General features: G+C 19.4%; 19 protein-coding genes, 4 tRNA genes and 1 other RNA gene. 9 read left to right on the plus strand and 15 right to left on the minus strand.

Annotation, left to right across the window (positions count from 1 at the left end):
- Positions 1–98 precede the first annotated feature (98 nt).
- Positions 99–1,142: a UDP-N-acetylmuramate dehydrogenase gene (gene murB, locus GJT92_RS00025; protein WP_168919477.1), complete on the plus strand. Its 1,044-nt coding sequence runs from the start codon at positions 99–101 to the stop codon at positions 1,140–1,142.
- A gap of 3 nt (positions 1,143–1,145) precedes the next feature.
- Here murB and aroQ read toward each other — a convergent pair whose 3' ends face one another.
- Positions 1,146–1,598 (minus strand): type II 3-dehydroquinate dehydratase, encoded by a 453-nt coding sequence (gene aroQ, locus GJT92_RS00030; RefSeq protein ID WP_168919478.1) that lies wholly within the window; start codon positions 1,596–1,598, stop codon positions 1,146–1,148.
- A 199-nt stretch (positions 1,599–1,797) separates the two neighbouring features.
- On the opposite strand from aroQ, the gene GJT92_RS00035 reads away from it, so the two are divergent.
- Genes GJT92_RS00035 through mreD form a run of 3 tightly spaced genes read left to right on the plus strand, consistent with a single transcriptional unit; the run spans position 1,798 to position 4,174 of the window.
- Positions 1,798–2,841 carry a rod shape-determining protein gene (locus GJT92_RS00035; RefSeq protein WP_168919479.1) on the plus strand — a complete coding sequence of 348 codons (1,044 nt, stop codon included), beginning with the start codon at positions 1,798–1,800 and terminating at the stop codon, positions 2,839–2,841.
- Positions 2,842–2,866: 25 nt separating this feature from the next.
- Complete coding sequence (gene mreC / locus GJT92_RS00040) at positions 2,867–3,682, plus strand: rod shape-determining protein MreC (RefSeq protein WP_168919480.1); 816 nt, start codon at positions 2,867–2,869, stop codon at positions 3,680–3,682.
- A 9-nt stretch (positions 3,683–3,691) separates the two neighbouring features.
- Positions 3,692–4,174 carry a rod shape-determining protein MreD gene (gene mreD, locus GJT92_RS00045; RefSeq protein WP_168919481.1) on the plus strand — a complete coding sequence of 161 codons (483 nt, stop codon included), beginning with the start codon at positions 3,692–3,694 and terminating at the stop codon, positions 4,172–4,174.
- A gap of 39 nt (positions 4,175–4,213) precedes the next feature.
- On the opposite strand, the gene GJT92_RS00050 is transcribed toward mreD, so the two are convergent.
- Both GJT92_RS00050 and GJT92_RS00055 read right to left on the minus strand, forming a co-directional pair.
- Positions 4,214–4,525 (minus strand): TusE/DsrC/DsvC family sulfur relay protein, encoded by a 312-nt coding sequence (locus GJT92_RS00050; RefSeq protein ID WP_168919482.1) that lies wholly within the window; start codon positions 4,523–4,525, stop codon positions 4,214–4,216.
- A gap of 65 nt (positions 4,526–4,590) precedes the next feature.
- A tRNA-Ser gene (locus tag GJT92_RS00055) sits at positions 4,591–4,676 on the minus strand.
- A 94-nt stretch (positions 4,677–4,770) separates the two neighbouring features.
- Here GJT92_RS00055 and rsmI point away from each other — a divergent pair.
- Together rsmI and rnpB are read left to right on the plus strand one after the other, a co-directional pair.
- Positions 4,771–5,631: a 16S rRNA (cytidine(1402)-2'-O)-methyltransferase gene (gene rsmI, locus GJT92_RS00060; RefSeq protein ID WP_168919483.1), complete on the plus strand. Its 861-nt coding sequence runs from the start codon at positions 4,771–4,773 to the stop codon at positions 5,629–5,631.
- Positions 5,632–5,663: 32 nt separating this feature from the next.
- Positions 5,664–6,018: RNase P RNA component class A (gene rnpB / locus GJT92_RS00065), an RNA gene on the plus strand.
- Positions 6,019–6,066: 48 nt separating this feature from the next.
- Here the strand turns inward: rnpB and folD are convergent.
- Positions 6,067–6,915, minus strand: a complete 849-nt coding sequence (folD, locus tag GJT92_RS00070; RefSeq protein ID WP_168919484.1) for a bifunctional methylenetetrahydrofolate dehydrogenase/methenyltetrahydrofolate cyclohydrolase FolD — start codon at positions 6,913–6,915, stop codon at positions 6,067–6,069.
- Positions 6,916–7,014: 99 nt separating this feature from the next.
- On the opposite strand from folD, the gene GJT92_RS00075 reads away from it, so the two are divergent.
- A tRNA-Arg gene (locus GJT92_RS00075) sits at positions 7,015–7,088 on the plus strand.
- A 203-nt stretch (positions 7,089–7,291) separates the two neighbouring features.
- On the opposite strand, the gene GJT92_RS00080 is transcribed toward GJT92_RS00075, so the two are convergent.
- The 5 genes from GJT92_RS00080 to GJT92_RS00100 all read right to left on the minus strand — a co-directional run bounded on the left by GJT92_RS00080 (position 7,292) and on the right by GJT92_RS00100 (position 8,536).
- Positions 7,292–7,636, minus strand: coding sequence for a PLP-dependent transferase (locus GJT92_RS00080; protein WP_168919857.1), 345 nt, complete (start codon positions 7,634–7,636; stop codon positions 7,292–7,294).
- Between the two features lie 103 nt (positions 7,637–7,739).
- Positions 7,740–7,898 carry a PLP-dependent transferase gene (locus tag GJT92_RS02265; protein WP_168919485.1) on the minus strand — a complete coding sequence of 53 codons (159 nt, stop codon included), beginning with the start codon at positions 7,896–7,898 and terminating at the stop codon, positions 7,740–7,742.
- Positions 7,899–7,949: 51 nt separating this feature from the next.
- A complete protein-coding gene (locus GJT92_RS02270; RefSeq protein ID WP_168919486.1) occupies positions 7,950–8,216 on the minus strand; it encodes a PLP-dependent aminotransferase family protein in 267 nt (88 codons plus the stop codon).
- Between the two features lie 144 nt (positions 8,217–8,360).
- A tRNA-Lys gene (locus tag GJT92_RS00095) sits at positions 8,361–8,433 on the minus strand.
- A 30-nt stretch (positions 8,434–8,463) separates the two neighbouring features.
- Positions 8,464–8,536: transfer RNA gene (locus GJT92_RS00100), tRNA-Val, on the minus strand.
- A gap of 142 nt (positions 8,537–8,678) precedes the next feature.
- On the opposite strand from GJT92_RS00100, the gene gltX reads away from it, so the two are divergent.
- Positions 8,679–10,109, plus strand: coding sequence for a glutamate--tRNA ligase (gltX, locus tag GJT92_RS00105; protein WP_168919487.1), 1,431 nt, complete (start codon positions 8,679–8,681; stop codon positions 10,107–10,109).
- Positions 10,110–10,145: 36 nt separating this feature from the next.
- Here the strand turns inward: gltX and hspQ are convergent, their stop codons facing one another.
- The gene (hspQ, locus tag GJT92_RS00110; RefSeq protein WP_168919488.1) at positions 10,146–10,466 is read right to left on the minus strand and encodes a heat shock protein HspQ; all 321 of its coding nucleotides are present in this window, start codon (positions 10,464–10,466) and stop codon (positions 10,146–10,148) included.
- 226 nt (positions 10,467–10,692) lie between these two features.
- Between hspQ and alr the strand changes: the two genes are divergently transcribed.
- Positions 10,693–11,775, plus strand: a complete 1,083-nt coding sequence (alr, locus tag GJT92_RS00115) for an alanine racemase (protein WP_168919489.1) — start codon at positions 10,693–10,695, stop codon at positions 11,773–11,775.
- Positions 11,776–11,816: 41 nt separating this feature from the next.
- Here alr and metG read toward each other — a convergent pair whose 3' ends face one another.
- From metG to rpoH, 5 genes are all read right to left on the minus strand, one after another.
- Complete coding sequence (gene metG, locus GJT92_RS00120) at positions 11,817–13,448, minus strand: methionine--tRNA ligase (RefSeq protein WP_168919490.1); 1,632 nt, start codon at positions 13,446–13,448, stop codon at positions 11,817–11,819.
- 76 nt (positions 13,449–13,524) lie between these two features.
- Entirely contained in the window at positions 13,525–14,046 is a 522-nt protein-coding gene (locus GJT92_RS00125) for a metal-dependent hydrolase (RefSeq protein WP_168919491.1), read from the minus strand.
- 29 nt (positions 14,047–14,075) lie between these two features.
- Positions 14,076–16,013, minus strand: a complete 1,938-nt coding sequence (locus tag GJT92_RS00130; RefSeq protein ID WP_168919492.1) for an exoribonuclease II — start codon at positions 16,011–16,013, stop codon at positions 14,076–14,078.
- A 46-nt stretch (positions 16,014–16,059) separates the two neighbouring features.
- On the minus strand, positions 16,060–16,587 hold the full coding sequence (ssb, locus tag GJT92_RS00135) for a single-stranded DNA-binding protein (protein WP_168919493.1): 528 nt from the start codon (positions 16,585–16,587) through the stop codon (positions 16,060–16,062).
- A gap of 109 nt (positions 16,588–16,696) precedes the next feature.
- A complete protein-coding gene (rpoH, locus tag GJT92_RS00140; protein WP_168919494.1) occupies positions 16,697–17,575 on the minus strand; it encodes an RNA polymerase sigma factor RpoH in 879 nt (292 codons plus the stop codon).
- Positions 17,576–17,626: the final 51 nt, after the last annotated feature.

Here is a 17,626-nt window from a genome sequence, read left to right on the forward strand (position 1 = left end):
CAGAAGTGAAACATTGTAGTGCCGATGGTAGTATGAGGTTTCCTCATGTAAGAGTAGGTAAATACCAGGATAATTTTATTAAATATAAACAATAAAAAATGATCTGTAATTATTCATTAAATAAATTAAATACTTTTAATATAAAAAGTAATGCAATTAAAGTGACAAAAGTTAAAAATTTAAAACAATTATGTCAAATATGGCAAAAATACAAAAAAAAAAAATTACCATGTTTAATTTTAGGAAAAGGAAGTAATGTTTTATTTTTAAATGATTTTTATGGTCTTGTTATTATTAATAAAATTAAAGGTATTTATATAAATGAATCATCAAAATATTGGAATTTACATATAAATTCTGGTGAAAATTGGCATAAATTAGTTAAATATACTATCAAAAATAAAATTTATGGTTTAGAAAACTTAGCATTAATCCCTGGAAGCGTAGGTTCTGCTCCCATACAAAATATTGGTGCTTATGGTTCTAGCATAAAAAATTTTTGTCAATATGTAGATATCATAAATCCTATTAATCAAAAAATACAAAGAATAAATAAAAAAGAATGTAAATTTAAATATCGAGATAGTATTTTTAAGTATGATGATTACAAAAATTATGTTATTATTTCAATAGGATTATCATTATCTAAAAAATGGATTCCAAATTTAAATTATAAAGATTTAAAAAAATTAAGAAATAATATTAATATTACTCCCCAACAAATTTTTAATTATATTTGTGATATTAGAAAAAAAAAAATTCCTAATCCTAAAATTTATGGTAATGCAGGAAGTTTTTTTAAAAATCCATTTATATCCTTTAAAATAGGATTAAAATTATTAAAAATTTATCCTCAAATTCCTATCTTTATAGAAAATAATAAATTAAAATTATCTGCAGGATGGTTAATTAACCAATGTAAATTTAAAGGATATACCCAAAAAGGAGTTATGGTTTATTCAAAACAATCATTAATAATTTTAAATAAATCCAATAATGCAACAGGTATGGATGTACTTAAATTAGCTATTAAAATATATAATACTGTAGGAATTAAATTTGGTGTTTGGTTAGAACCAGAAGTAAAAATTATAAATAGTTACGGTGAAGTTAATCCATCTTTTTTTTTTAAAAAAAAATAAAAATTAACTGAATAATCTTTTTAAAATAATTTTTAATGATAAAATATATCCATCAGTACCTAATCCAATAATAATTCCACTAGAAATATCTGAAAAAAATGATTTTTTTCTAAAAGATTCTCTATTATATATATTTGTAATATGTAATTCTATAAAAGGAATATTTATTGCTAATAAAGTATCACGTAAAGCTATACTAGTATGTGTAAAAGATGCTGGATTAAAAATAATATAATCAAAATAATTTTTATATGTTATTAAATAATTAATTAATTTATATTCTGCATTAGATTGAAAATGACTTAATTTACAACATTTTTTTTTTGCTTCTTTAGTTAAAATTTCAATAATTTCATTTAAAGAATGATACCCATATTTTTCTGGTTCTCTAATACCTAAAATATTTAAATTTGGACCATTTAGTACTAAAATATGATAATTTTCTTTTTTTCCCATTGTATTTTTATATAATTAATTAAAAAATTATTTTAACATAAGTTATATATCATTACTTTTTTTATTTATAAAGTAAAGAAATTTAAATAAATAACATTATATTTATTTTAAATATAATGTTATTATTTACTTTACTAATTAATATAATAAATTTTATTTAATTAAAATAATTATCAAATATAAATCGGGTTTTTTTATTATGTTAAAAAAATTTCGGGGAATGTTTTCTAATGATTTATCTATAGATTTAGGAACAGCAAATACTTTAATTTATGTTAAAGGACAAGGAATTGTTCTTAATGAACCTTCTGTTGTTGCAATTCGACAAGATAGAGCAGGTTTTCCTAAAAGTGTAGCAGCTGTAGGTTATAATGCTAAAAAGATGTTAGGAAGAACTCCTGGAAATATTGCAGCTATTAGACCAATGAAAGACGGTGTTATAGCAGATTTTTCTATTACTGAAAAAATGTTACAACATTTTATTAAACAAGTACATAGTAATAGTTTTATGCGTCCTAGTCCTAGAGTATTAGTATGTGTTCCTGTAGGAGCTACTCAAGTTGAAAGAAGAGCTATTCGTGAATCAGCTCAAGGAGCAGGTGCAAGAGAAGTTTTTTTAATAGAAGAACCAATGGCAGCAGCTATTGGAGCTGGTTTACCTGTTTCTGAAGCAACAGGATCTATGGTTATAGACATAGGAGGAGGTACAACTGAAGTAGCCGTTATTTCTCTTAATGGAGTAGTATATTCCTCTTCTGTAAGAATAGGAGGAGATAAATTTGACGAAGCTATTATTAGCCATGTAAGACGTAATTATGGATCTTTAATTGGAGAAGCTACAGCTGAAAAAATTAAACATCAAATAGGTTCTGCTTATAATAATGAAGAAATATTAGAAATAGAAGTAAGAGGAAGAAATTTAGCTGAAGGAGTTCCAAGAAGTTTTACATTAAATTCTAATGAAATATTAGGAGCCCTTCAAGAACCTTTAACTGGAATAGTTAGTGCAGTAATGATTGCGTTAGAACAATGTCCTCCTGAATTAGCTGCTGATATTGCAGAAAGAGGTATGGTTTTAACTGGTGGAGGTGCTTTATTAAAAAATTTTGATAAATTACTAATAGAAGAAACAGGAATAACAGTTTCTATTGCAGATGATCCTTTAACTTGTGTAGCAAGAGGTGGAGGAAAAGCTTTAGACATGATTGATACACATGGAGGAGATTTATTTAGTGAAGAATAATTATAATTTTTAAGATGATATATTTATGAAATTAATTTTTAATAAAAAGCCCATTTTTCTCATTAGAATTATTATAGCTATAATAATTTCAGTAATAATTATTATTACAGATATATATTCTAATTATTTTGTAAAAATAAGACATTTTATTGATAATAAAATCAGTCCTATTTACTTTATAATAAATAAACCATACTATTTATATATAAGTATATTAGATTATTTTAAGAAAAATAATTTATTACAAAAACAAAATAAATATTTATTTTATAAAATATTACAACAAAATATAAAATTATATAATTTAAAAAAAATTCAGTATGAAAATATTAATTTAAAAAAAATTTTAAAATTACCAATTTTTAAAAAAAAAAAAAATATAATAGCAGAAATAATACCTATTTATTTTCCTATTTATAAAAATAAAATTTTTATTAATAAAGGTTATAAAGATAACGTGAAAAAAGGAACAATTGTTCTTAATGAAAATGGTATAATAGGTCAAATAATAACTGTTAAAAAAAAAAACAGTCAAGTTTTATTAATTTGTAATAAAAATGTTTTTATACCAGTACAAATCAAAAATAGTAATATTAAATTTATAATTAATGGAAACGGATGTACAAAAGAACTTAAATCTGAATATATTTCACCAGATATAATGATTAATAAAGGAAATATTTTGATTACTTCTGGATTAGATGAAGAATATCCTGTAGGTTACCCCATAGGGGTAATAACAAAAATAAAATTTGATAAAGAAAAAAATTTAAAAATAGCGTATGCAAAACCATTTATGCAAATTGAAAAAATAAAATATTTATTATTATTGATTAATTAAAAAAAAAACATGAAAAATTATTTTTTAAAATTATACATTTATTTAACATTAATAATATCATTATTTTTACAAATAATACTTACTAAAAGTAGTAATAGTAATTTACATATATCATGGTTGTTACTTATTTTAATTTATTGGTTATTAAAATATCCTTATATTATTAATATAATAACAAGTTTCTTTATAGGATTATCTATAGATTTATTTACAAATAGTATTTTGGGTGTTCATAGTTTATTACTAAGTATATTAACATATTTTTTATTATCTAATTACAAATTAATTATAAAATTTAATATAATATATAAAATATTATTTATAACATGTATTTTATATATTTTTAATATAATTATTTATTCTGTAAATAACATTGAATTTACTTATCAAAATTTATTTTCACGAAGTATTTTAAATAGTTTTATTTGGGTTATTATTTATTTTCTTTCTAAAAAAATTTATTGTATATTTAAATATTTTTTTAAAAAATAAAATATATTTGATACACACATATAAAAAATATTTGTTTTTTTATAAACAAATATTTTTTTGTGGTAATCCTGCAATATTTGATGCTTGTTTTATAGATCCTTTAGGAAATAATTTAAAAAGAACTACACTATCCCAATTTGTACATGTATATTTTTTTTTTAATACATTTATTAAAATACGTAAATTAGGAATTATATTAAATTTTAAATATAACGAACGTAATGTATATATAACTTTCCAATGATTAGAAGTCAATACTATTTTTTCTTTAAAAGCGATTTTAATAGCTAAATCTTTATTCCATAAATCGTATTTACTTTTTACTTGTTTTACTTCATTAAAAATAAACATTTTTTTACCATATTTAATTTTACTTAAATATATTTATTATATTATTATTTATTACTGGTAAATTAAGGAGGAAGAGAGATTCGAACTCTCGAATAGTTTATCTACTTCCGGTTTTCAAGACCGGTGCCTTCAACCACTCGGCCATTCCTCCATTTTATATCTGTAATTATTTATTATCTTGTGTATAATAATACATTTAGTCAAAAATTTAAAGTAAATATTTTAAAAAATTAATTATTAAAAATATGAATAATAATAATTTAAAAATAGGTAATTTATATATTATTTCAACTCCAATAGGTAATTATAATGATATAAGTAATCGAGCTATAATAACTTTAAATAAAGTAGATTTAATTTTAGCAGAAGATACAAGAAAAACAGGATTATTATTAAAAAAATTTAATATTAAAAATAAATTATATTCTTATTATGAATATAATGAAAAAAAAAATGCAAAATATTTTTTAGAAAAAATAGAAAAAGGTTATAATATAGGATTAGTTTCAGATTCTGGAACTCCATTAATAAGTGATCCTGGATATAAAATTATTCAATTATGTCGTCAAAAATATTTAAATATTAAAATTATACCTATTCCTGGAGCATGTGCAGCTATTTTAGCTCTTTCAGTTTCAGGATTAGCAACAAATAGATTTTGTTATGAGGGGTTTTTATCCAAAAAAAAAGGAAAAAGAATAAAAAGATTAAATGAATTAAAATTTGAGAATAGAACTTTAATTATTTATGAATCTAAACATAGATTATTAAAATGTTTGTATGATATAGAAAAAATTTTTGGAAAAAATAGATATATAGTCTTTGCTAAAGAATTAACAAAAAAATGGGAAAATATATATGGTGATAAAATTTCAAATTTAATAAAATGGATAAAATTAGATCTTAATAGATTAAAAGGAGAAATAGTATTAATTATAGATGGATATAATCCTAAAATCAATAATAAAATTTCTTCAAAAATAATTCGAACATTTTTAATTTTAAAAAAAGAATTATCAACAAAAAAAGCAATAAATATTACTTCAAAAATTTATTCTATTAAAAAAAATATATTATATAAATTTTATATAAAAAATAAATGTTAATGTTAAAATATATAATATATACTATATTTTGTAAAGTTAATTAAAACAGTCGCTTTTATTAATTATTAATTAAATAAAAGAGGAAAGTCCGGACTCCATTGGGTTATAGTGCCAGATAATTACTGGGAAGTGTAAACTTACGAATAGTGCAACAGAAAAAATACCGCCAAAAATATATTTTGGTAAGGGTGAAAAGGTATGGTAAAAGCATACCGATATATTAGTAATAATATATGTCAATGTAAACTCCACTAGGAGCAAGGCTAAATAAGATTTGTATGATACCCGTACTATAAATCTGGGTGGGCTGCTTGAAATAATAAGTGATTATTATTCTAGATAAATGACTGTTCTTGACTGAATCCGGCTTAATAATTAACTTTATTTATATATTTAAATAAAAACATAATCTTAACTTATTTATAATAAGAAAAATTATGTTTTTTCATATGCATATAAAATATTTTGCATTAGTGTTGCTACTGTAATAGGTCCTATACCTCCTGGTACAGGAGTAATATATGATGCTTTTTTTTTAGCTATATTAAAATCAATATCACCTATAATTTTATTTTTATTAATTATATTAATACCTACGTCTATTACGATAGCTCCTAATTTAATCCAATCACCTGGTATAAAATTAGGTTTACCAACAGCAACTATTAATAAATCTGCATATTTTATATGATGTTTTAAATTTTTTGTATAACGGTGTGTAATAGTTACAGTGCATCCAGATAATAATAATTCCATAGCTATTGGACGACCTACTAGGTTAGAAGCCCCTATAATTACTGTATTTAAACCATAAGTATTTATATTATAAAATTTTAATAATTTTAATATTCCTAAAGAAGTACAAGGACGTAATAAAGGAGCTCTTTGACATAAACGTCCAATATTATATGGATGAAAACCATCTATATCTTTTTTTGGAAGTATTCTTTCTAATATATTAATAGTATTAATTTTATTAGGTAATGGTAATTGAATTAAAATTCCATCAATATTTTGATTTTTATTTAAAAAATCAATAATATTAAATAATTTTTTTTCGCTAATATTTTTTTTTAAATGATAATTATAATAAAAAAAACCTAATTTTTTACACATTTTTAATTTATTTTTTATGTAAATTTTAGATGCTTGATTATCACCAATTAAAATTATTCCTATACCTGGTCTTCTTTTTTTTTTAAACAAAATATTATTCATTTTTTTAATAATTTTTGAATATATTTTATTAGCAATAATATGGCCATTAATAATTATAGCATTCATTTTAATATTACTCATTTTATAATAAAATTATTAAATAAATTTATTTTAATTAATTTGAATGTACAACATAATAATGTTATTATGAATTAATAATTTTTTGCGCTCTTAGCTCAGCAGGATAGAGCAATAGCCTTCTAAGCTATTTGTCACAGGTTCGAATCCTGTAGAGCGCAAGTTATTTTAATTTATTAATAATATTTTTTATGTATAACGTTTTGACTTAATTAAAATATTTAAATCTTCTATAGGATTTTTTGAATCTTTAATTCCAACTGATATACGCAATAATAAATTAGAAATTCCTTCATTTGCCATTTAAAATTTTGTTATATATTCATAAGTCATTGTAGCTGAATAAAAAATAATAATTTTAATATCATCTAAAAAATTTAACTAAAGTAAATAATTTTAATGAATTTAAAAAAAATTTTAACATTTTTTTAGAATCATTATATTCAAAGTTAAATATAGTTCTAAATCTTTTTGTTTTGTCCTTCGTAATTTTATGTCCAATATTATTTTTAAGTAAAAAATGATATATTTTTTTAACTATTTTTTGTAATTTTAAATATTTAATTATAATAAGTATATTTTGAGCTAATTTTAATCTAAAACATAAAATTTTGATAGCTTTTAACAAAAAATAAATATCAAATATAGAATTAGTTATGCCTATATTATTTATATTATCTCTCCATAATAATTTATTTATGATATTTATATTTTTTAAATAATAGTTTCTAAAATAATATCAAAATATTTATTTAAATGTTTATTTAGTACAATAATAAATAATTAAATCTAATAAATTTTGTAATAATATACTAAGTATATATGTTATTAATAATAATTATTACATTATTTTTTTTAATTTTATTACAATAACTTAAAATATTAATTACATTTAGTAATAAATTACTAGGTGTTTTTATAAAAAATAATTTTAGTTTATATTTTAAAATAGTTAAAATTTTTTTTATCATATATAATTATAAATATAATTTTATATATTTTTTTTCTGTAAAACTTATAAATTATCTATAACTACCACTACCACTACAACAATTATTAGAATAAATAATTAAATCTCTTGGTTTTAATAATATTATAATAATTAAATAAATAGCAAATATATCACTGCTTATAAGAACACATACTAAAAAACTATTTTCTAATAATAAAATAACATCTTGTACTGTATTTTCTGTAGAATTATTTTTTCTTAACCTTAAGTAATCATAATTTTTTAAATAATTAAAATTTTTAAAATTATATATACTTGTTAAGTATAAGAAAAACATAATACTTTCATATTTTTTAATTAATATTTAATTCATTATATACTGAGATAATTTTTTTTATAAAAATACGTCATAATATTATTAATAAATTTTAATTATCACTTTAATATCTATAAACTTAATATGAAATATTTTTATTTATTTTGGGTCGTACAGGATTTGAACCTGTGACCAATTGATTAAAAGTCAACTGCTCTACCAACTGAGCTAACGACCCAAAAAAATATTTTATTAAATTATTATTTAATGGGTGATGACGGATTTGAACCGGCGACCCCCTCCTTGTAGGGGAGGTACTCTACCAACTGAGCTAATCACCCAAAAAAACAGTTCCTATATGCTATATTTATTAATATAAAAATGTCAATATATTTTTAAAAAATATTTAAAATAAAAATATAATTATTATTATATACTAATATAATAGTATTAATATATATAAATTATAAAAATATAAATATAATGAAAATTAAAACAAGATTTGCACCAAGTCCAACTGGTTATTTACATATAGGTAATATTCGTACTGCTTTATATTCATGGTTATTTGCTAGAAAAAATAAAGGTAATTTTATATTACGTATTGAAAATACTGATTTTAAAAGATCAAAAAATTCTTTTGTTAAAGATATTTTTAAAATTTTACAATGGTTAAATATTGATTGGGATGAAGAACCATATTTTCAAAGTAAAAGAATAAATAGATATAATGACATTATTAATAATATGTTAAAAAATGGGACTGCTTATAAATGTTATTGTACTAAAAAACATTTAAAAAAAAATAAAGAAAAACAAATTATAAATGGAGAAAAAATAAAATATAATAGAAAATGTTATAATAACATAAAGAATATAGAAAAAAATAAAAATAAACCTTATACAGTAAGATTTTTTATACCTAATAACAAATATATAACATTTACAGATACAGTAAGAGGTAAAATAACATTTCATAATAATGAATTAGAAGATTTTATTATTAAAAGAACAGATGGAACCCCAACTTATAATTTTTGTGTTGTTATAGATGATTGGGATATGAAAATTACCCATATTATTAGAGGAGAAGAACATATTAATAATACTCCGAAACAAATTCATATTATTAATTCTATTGGAGCTCATATACCAATATATACTCATGTTTCTATAATTACTGATGATTTAGGAAAAAAAATTTCTAAAAGAGATAATAATATAAATATTTTTAAATATAAAGAAAAAGGATATTTACCAGATGCTTTATTAAATTATATTTTACTATTAGGTTGGTCTTATGGAAATAAAGAAATTTTTTCATTAGAAGAAATGAAAAAATTATTTAATTTAAAAAATCTTAATAAATCATCTAGTATTTTTAATATAAAAAAATTAAATTGGTTTAATAAATATTATTTAAGTAAATTATCTAAAAAAAATATGATAAATTATCTAAAATTATTTTGTAAAAAACGTAATATAAATATTAATAATGGTCCAAAAATAGAAAATTTATATAAAATTTTTCCTAATAGATGTAATACATTAAATGAAATAAATAATTTATGTTATATTTTTTATAAATGTCCAAATTATCAAAATAATAATTTAATAAAAAAATACTTAAATTTTAAAACTAAAATAATTTTAGAAACATTTTTAAAAAAATTAAATAATATTAAAATATGGTCTATAGATAATATAAATATTTTTTTAAAAAAAATTTCATTTAAATTAAATATTATTTTTCAAAAATTAGCAATGGTTTTACGTTTAGCTATTACTGGATTAGAAAATACTCCACCTATTAATAATGTTATTTATTTAATGGGTAAAAAAAAAATTGTGTATCATATTAAAAAATCAATAAATTTTATAATAAATAATAAATCTATTTATCTAATAAAATAGATAATTTAATAACTTTAAATTATATAGTAATTTATATTAATTTCTTAATCTAGGTGTTACTAATTGTTTTTTTATTGAATTAGCTAATTCATCTAATGATGAATTTTCTGGATGCTCATTATCTACTGGTTCTCCTGATAATTGAGCTTCAGCTAAATAAGTATGTATAGGTTGTCCTGTATCATCCTCCATAACTACATGATACCATGGTTTATTACGTAATGTGATACTTTCTGCAACTTCATCAAGTTTAGGATTATGTAAAGAATATTCCGGATCAACATCGACTATAACTCCTAAAAAACCTAATAATTTATGTCTTACTTGCTGGCCAAGACCAAATTTACTAGTAATCATTATTAAAATCCTTTATAAAAAATATTACAGTTTTATTATAATAATTATATAATAAACTTTTTTAAAATTAAATATTAATTTAAATTAAAATATAAAAAATATTATATAATTTAAATTTTTTTAAAAATAACATATATTAATAACTTTATGTAAAAAATAAATTAATATAATTTATTTTTAATATAAATATATAACATATTTTTAATAATTTTTAGAGACATAATTTATGACAACAAGACCTATCTTAGCTACTATAAATAGTAATGCATTAAAAAATAATTTCAAAATAATAAAAAATATTGTAGGTAAATCAAAAATTTGGTCTGTATTAAAAGCAAATGCTTATGGTCATGGTATTAAAAATATTTTTCCAATTCTTAAAAAAAGTGATGGTTTTGCTGTACTAACATTAGAAGAAGCTATAATTTTAAGAAAAAATGGTTGTAATAAACCTATTCTTTTATTGGAAGGTTTTTTTAGTAAGAAAGATTTATATCTAATTTATAAATATTATTTAACTATTACAATACATAATAAATGGCAAATGAAAATATTAATTCAATATAAATCATATTATCCTCTTAATATATATATTAAAATTAATAGTGGGATGAATAGATTAGGATTTTTACCTAAAAATATTAATAATATAATTAATATTTTAAAAGCTAATGTTAATATTCAAAATATTACATTAATGACTCATTTTGCCGATGCTTCAAAAAATTCTCATTCTGTATTTAAACAATTAAAAATTATAAAAAAAAATATTTATAATTATCGTAATTTTACTTGCTCATTTGCCAATTCCGCAGCTACATTATGGCATTCATATACACATTATGATTGGATAAGAGTTGGTATCGTTTTATATGGAGCTTCCCCTACTGGGAATTGGAAAGATATATCAAAAAAAAAAATACAACCAGTAATGACTTTAAAAAGTAAAATAATATCTATTCAAAAAATTAAATCAGGACAAACTATAGGTTATAATTGTACATATTCTGTAAAAACAAAACGTAAAATAGGTATTATTGCATGTGGATATGCAGATGGATATCCTAAAAATATCAATAATGAAACTTTTGTTTTTATTAAAGGTATTAAAACAAAAATATTAGGTAATATATGTATGGATATGTTAGCTATAGATTTAAAAAATATTCCTACAGCAAAAATAGGAAATTCTGTAGAATTATGGGGAAATAATATAAAAATAGATAATGTAGCAAAATCTGCAAATACTACTGGATATGAATTAATGTGTTCATTATCACAAAGAGTTCCTCGTCAAATTATTAAATAATAAAATTTACTTTTTAAGATTAAAATTAAAAAAATATAAATTTATGTTTTTAATATTTGTTTAAAATTTTTAATATTTATTCTATTAAATAATGGTTTAAATTTATTAATTTTTCTATTAATTAAAGGATATTTTATTTGATGAAAAAATAGTTTTTTTTTTAAAAAAAATTCAGTTTTTTTAGATAAAATAGGCATAATTGGTTTTATATAAGTCATTATGATACGAAACATATTAATACCCATAGAACAAATATCTTGGACATCTTTTTTTTTAGAATTACTTTTAATAAGTAACCATGGTTTATATTTATCTATATAACAATTAGCTATATCTGATAAAATTAAAACTTGTTTAATAACATGACTAAATTTACATTTAATTAAATAATCATGAATAATTTCTGAATTTTTTAAAAATTTTAAATAAAAAGATATATCAATTTCTTTAGACAAATTATTATCAAAATAATTATTAATAAAATACGCATTTCTTGACGCTAAATTAATAATTTTATTTACAATATCTCCATTAATTTTATTCACAAAATCAAAAAAATTAAAATCAATATCATTAATATTAGAAGATAATTTAGAAGCATAATAATAACGTAAACTATCAGAATCTAAAATACTTAACCAATTTTTTGCTGTAATAAAATTACCTTTAGATTTTGACATTTTATGTCCATTTAATGTTACATGTCCATGAACAAATAATTTATTAGGTTTTCTAAAATTACTTCCCTCTAATATAGCAGGCCAAAATAAACTATGAAAATAAATTATATCTTTACCTATAAAATGATATAATTTTGTATTCGAATTTTTTGACCACCATTCATCAAAATTTAATTTTTTATTTTTTTTACATAGATGTTTAAAAGTACTTATATAACCAATTGGGGCATCTAACCATACATAAAAATATTTATTTATAGATTTGGGAATTTTAAAACCAAAATATGGACCATCTCTTGTAATATCCCATGATTTTAATCCTTTTATAAACCATTCTTTTATTTTATTTTTAATTATTTTATTTATAACACCAGAATTAATCCAATTTTTTAAAAAATTATTAAATTGGGGTAAATCAAAAAAATAATGTTTAGAATTACATAATATAGGAGTTGTATGTGATAAAATAGAAATTGGATTGATTAAATTAATAGATGAATAAGTAGATCCACAATTATCACAATTATCACCATATTGATCAATAGAATTACAATTAGGACATTGTCCTTTAACAAACCTATCAGGTAGAAATGTATTATATGTTGAATCATATAGTTGTTGAACAATTTTTTTTTTTATAAATTTTTTTTGTTTTAAACGATTAAAAATTAATTTTGAAAAAAAAAAATTTTCATCACTATGTGTAGTATAATATTCATTATAACTAATATTAAAATTTTTTAAATCTAAAACATGTTCATCATATATTTTATGAATCATTTTTTCTGGATTAATATTTAGTTGTTTAGCTTTTAACATAATAGGAGTACCATGAGCATCATCAGCACAAATAAAATATATTTCATGACCATTCATGCGATTATATCGAACCCAAATATCTGCTTGTATATGTTCTAACATATGACCAAGATGAATACTCCCATTAGCATATGGTAATGCACAAGTAACTAATATTTTTTTTTTAAGTAACATAATGTTCTATTCTTCTTTATAAGAAAAAAATAAAATTTTAAATAATCAAAGATAAATTTATAATATAAATATTTTATTAAACAAAAATTTTCATTATAATATTATTGCATATAGGATATAATAAATATAAAGAAAAAATCAAATATAAATAACAAAAAATATCCTCTTTCATAAAATTTTTATTAATAAGTGGTAACTTATATTTTTTTTTGTAAGGCCATAATAAAGGAACTCCTAAAGGAGTTAATATATCTGCAATAATATGACTTAGATAACCTATAATTAAACCTAATTTTATATAAATAATATTATTTATTTGTAAATTAATAGAAAATATAATAAATCCAAAACTAATCAAAGATAATAAACTATGTGTAAAACCTCTATGACCAAATATTTGATTTACTAAATAAGAAAAAATTTTTATTTTACTTCCAATAGTAGATTTAGGATTATCTATATCAGGTAATAAACATGTTATTATTGAAATAGGAATAATTCTCCACCAATCATCATGATATAATATTTTTGAAAAAATAAAATGTTGTATTAAAATACTATTAGCTATTGTAAATATTATATGTCCTTTAACTGTCATGTAAATTTTATCCAATAAAAAATTAAAAATTAAATTATTTTAACAATAATATTATTATTATTTATTTCTTTTATAATAACTTGAATTTTATCAGTAATTTTATATAATAATTTATTTTTAATAAAGATCATTCCTTTTTCTTCATTTATAATCATATTATTTATATTGATATATAAAAATTTTTTAGGTATAAAAGCATAAGCTCCATTTTCAATTAATCTTACTTTTATTCCAATAAATAAAATATCAATAATTTCAGATTTAAAAATTTTATTATGAATTTCTATATTTTTAAAATATTCTGAATATAAAAAATTAAATAAATCTTTTTTTACTTGTTTATTTAAATAACGTTGATAATTCATATTTAAATATGAATCTTTTAAAGGTTTATTTATATTATTTTTTTTATTTATAATAGATTTAATTAATCTATGATTTATAATATCTCCAAATTTACGTATAGGCGATGTCCAAGTAGCATATCTTTTTAAACCTAAAGCAAAATGAGGACCAGGACTAGTATTAAATAAAGTAATTAATTGATATTTTTTTATTTTATTTAAAATAAATTGTAAATTTAAATCATACAATTTTTTATATACTGTTCTATATCCTTTAAAAGTCATTAAAAAAGATTTATCATAATATATATTATATTCGCGTAATAATTTTATTATCTTATCAATTTTATTGATATTAAATCCATAATATGTATTATATATACCAAAACCTAAATTTTTATATAATACTTCAGTAGCACATATATTAGCTGATATCATAATTTCTTCAATTATTTTATGAGCAATTCTTTTTTTTTCTATTACTATATTTAGTATATTTCCTTTATTTCCAAAAATAAATTTATAATTAACATTATGAAAATATACAATATTTTTATAACTCCATTTTTTACGAAATAAATAAAATTTATATAAAAAAATAATTTGTTCTTTTATTTGATTATTTTCTGGTTTCCAAATTCCTATTTTTTCTAACCAATTTGAAACATTATTATAATTTAATTTAGCTTTTGATTTTATCCAACCTAAAAAAAATTTAGTTTTTTTAGATAAAAAACCTTTATGATTAATAATCATTTTACAAATTAAAGCAGGTCTGATTTTTTTAGGATTTAAAGAACATAAATTTTCTGATAATAATTTTGGTAATAAAGGTATTGTTAAACCAGGTAAATAATTTGTAAACATTCTTTGAGATGCAATTTTATCTATTTGACTATCTTTTTTAAAATAAGCAGAAGGATCTGCGATAGCTACATATACTAATAATTCATTTAAAGATTTTTCTTCTATATATATAGCATCATCTATATCTTTAGTATCATTATTATCTATAGTAATAAAACATAATTTAGTTAAATCTATTCTAGAAATATTTTTATCTAAAAATTTTATTTTTTTACATAAATTATCACTGGGAGCATCAATTGGAAGATTATAGTTTAATAATCTTTTCCACCATGGCATTAAAAAATTATTATCTTTAGTAATTAATTCCTTTATTTCTGCTCTAAATATAATATTTCCTTTTAAAGGATGATCAATAATTTTAGCTATTACTTTATTTCCATTTTTTAAAATATTTTTTATATTATCTTTTACAATACATTTAATAAAATTATTATATAAAATTTTTTTTTCTGGAATAATGTAAACATTATTATTTTTTATTTTAATAATTCCTTTAAAAATACTAATATTTGATTTTAATAATTTAATTGGTATAACTTGTAATTTATTATTATCATATTTTATATTAGCTAATATATAATCTTCTAGCATTAAAGATTTTAAATAGATATAAGATATATAATATATACAATTTTTTTTTGTTTCTAGAATTCCTAATTTTTCATCTAATACTTTTACTATACCTTTAATTAAGGGTATTTTTTTTGAAAATTTTTTTTTAAGTTTTAAAAGTGATTTATTATTATAAAACATAATATAAATTTAAATTTTTCTAAAAAATTATTTTAATTATTAATAATTAAAAAGGAATATCATCATCAAAATCAATAATATTTTCATTTTTTTTAATTAATGATTCGTTATTATTTTCTTTTTCTAATAAATCAGAAATTTTTGTTTTTTCATTCCATTTATTTTTAATTTCTTTATTATTTTTATCTTTTTTTAAAATATTAATTTTATTATTATTTTGTCGTGGATTTCCTAATATTTGCATAATACCACCTATACCTACAATTATTTCAGTTATGTAATTGTCTTGTCCATTTTGATTTTGCCATTTACGAGTTTGTAAGAAACCTTCAATATATACTTGAAAACCTTTTTTTAAATACTCATGAGAAATTTCTGCTAATTTCCCAAATATTATTATACGATGCCATTCAGTTTTTTCTTTATTTTCTCCAGTATTTTTATCTTTCCAACTATCTGAAGTTGCAACTATAATATTTACAACTGGATTTCCATTAGGCATATAACGTATTTCAGGATCTTTACCTAAATAACCAATTATAATTACTTTATTAATACCTCTTTTTCCTGCCATTATTTATGTCCTTATATTAAATAAAATTTTAATATTCTATTAATATTTAATAAGTATTATTACATAAAAATAGTAAAAAAAATATTAATTAATATAATTACATTAAAAATTATGTTTTAAATAAATGTTCAATAACAAAACGTAATTTTTTCATTGCATTTTTTTCTAACTGTCGAATACGTTCAGCTGATATACCATAATAATCTGCTAGTTCACGTAATGTAATTTTTTTTTTATTTTTATTTAACCATCTTAAATTAATTATATTACGACTACGATAATCTAATTTTGAAATAGCTATATATAATTTATTTGAAATATATTTATTCCAATTATCTTTTTCAATTATATTTGCAAAATTAGAATTATGGTCTTTAAAAAATAAATGTGAATTAAAATTTTTATTTTTAAAATTATCTTTTAAATTAATATTATCACTTATATCTTGAGCTGACATACGTGATTCCATTTCACAAACATCTTTAATAGATACTCCTAATTCTTTAGCAACTATTTTAATTTCATCTTTGTTAAACCAACCTAATTTTTGTTTTGCTTTTCTTAAATTAAAAAATAATTTTCTTTGAGCTTTTGTAGTTGCTACTTTTACTATTTTCCAATTACGTAATACGTATTCATGTATTTCAGCTTTTATCCAATGAATAGCAAAAGATACTAAACGTACACCTATTTCAGGATTAAATCTACGTACAGCTTTCATTAATCCTATATTACCTTCTTGAATAATATCGGCTTGTTGTAAACCATATCCAGAATAATATTTAGCTACATGAATTACAAATCTTAAATGTGATAAAATTAATTTTTTAGCTGATTTAAGATCTCCTTTATAATATAATTTTTCAGATAATTCTTTTTCTTCTTTAGAGGTTAACATTGGATAACTATTAGTAGTATAAATATAAGAATCTAATGTCCCCATAGGAACAGAAGTTCTTAATCTAGAGGTAAATATATTTTTATACATTAAATCCTCCAAAAATTAAAAGATAATAAATTTAATTTTAATTTAATAAAA

The organism is Enterobacteriaceae endosymbiont of Donacia clavipes (genome assembly GCF_012570365.1).
In the GTDB taxonomy this organism is placed as follows: Bacteria; Pseudomonadota; Gammaproteobacteria; order Enterobacterales; family Enterobacteriaceae.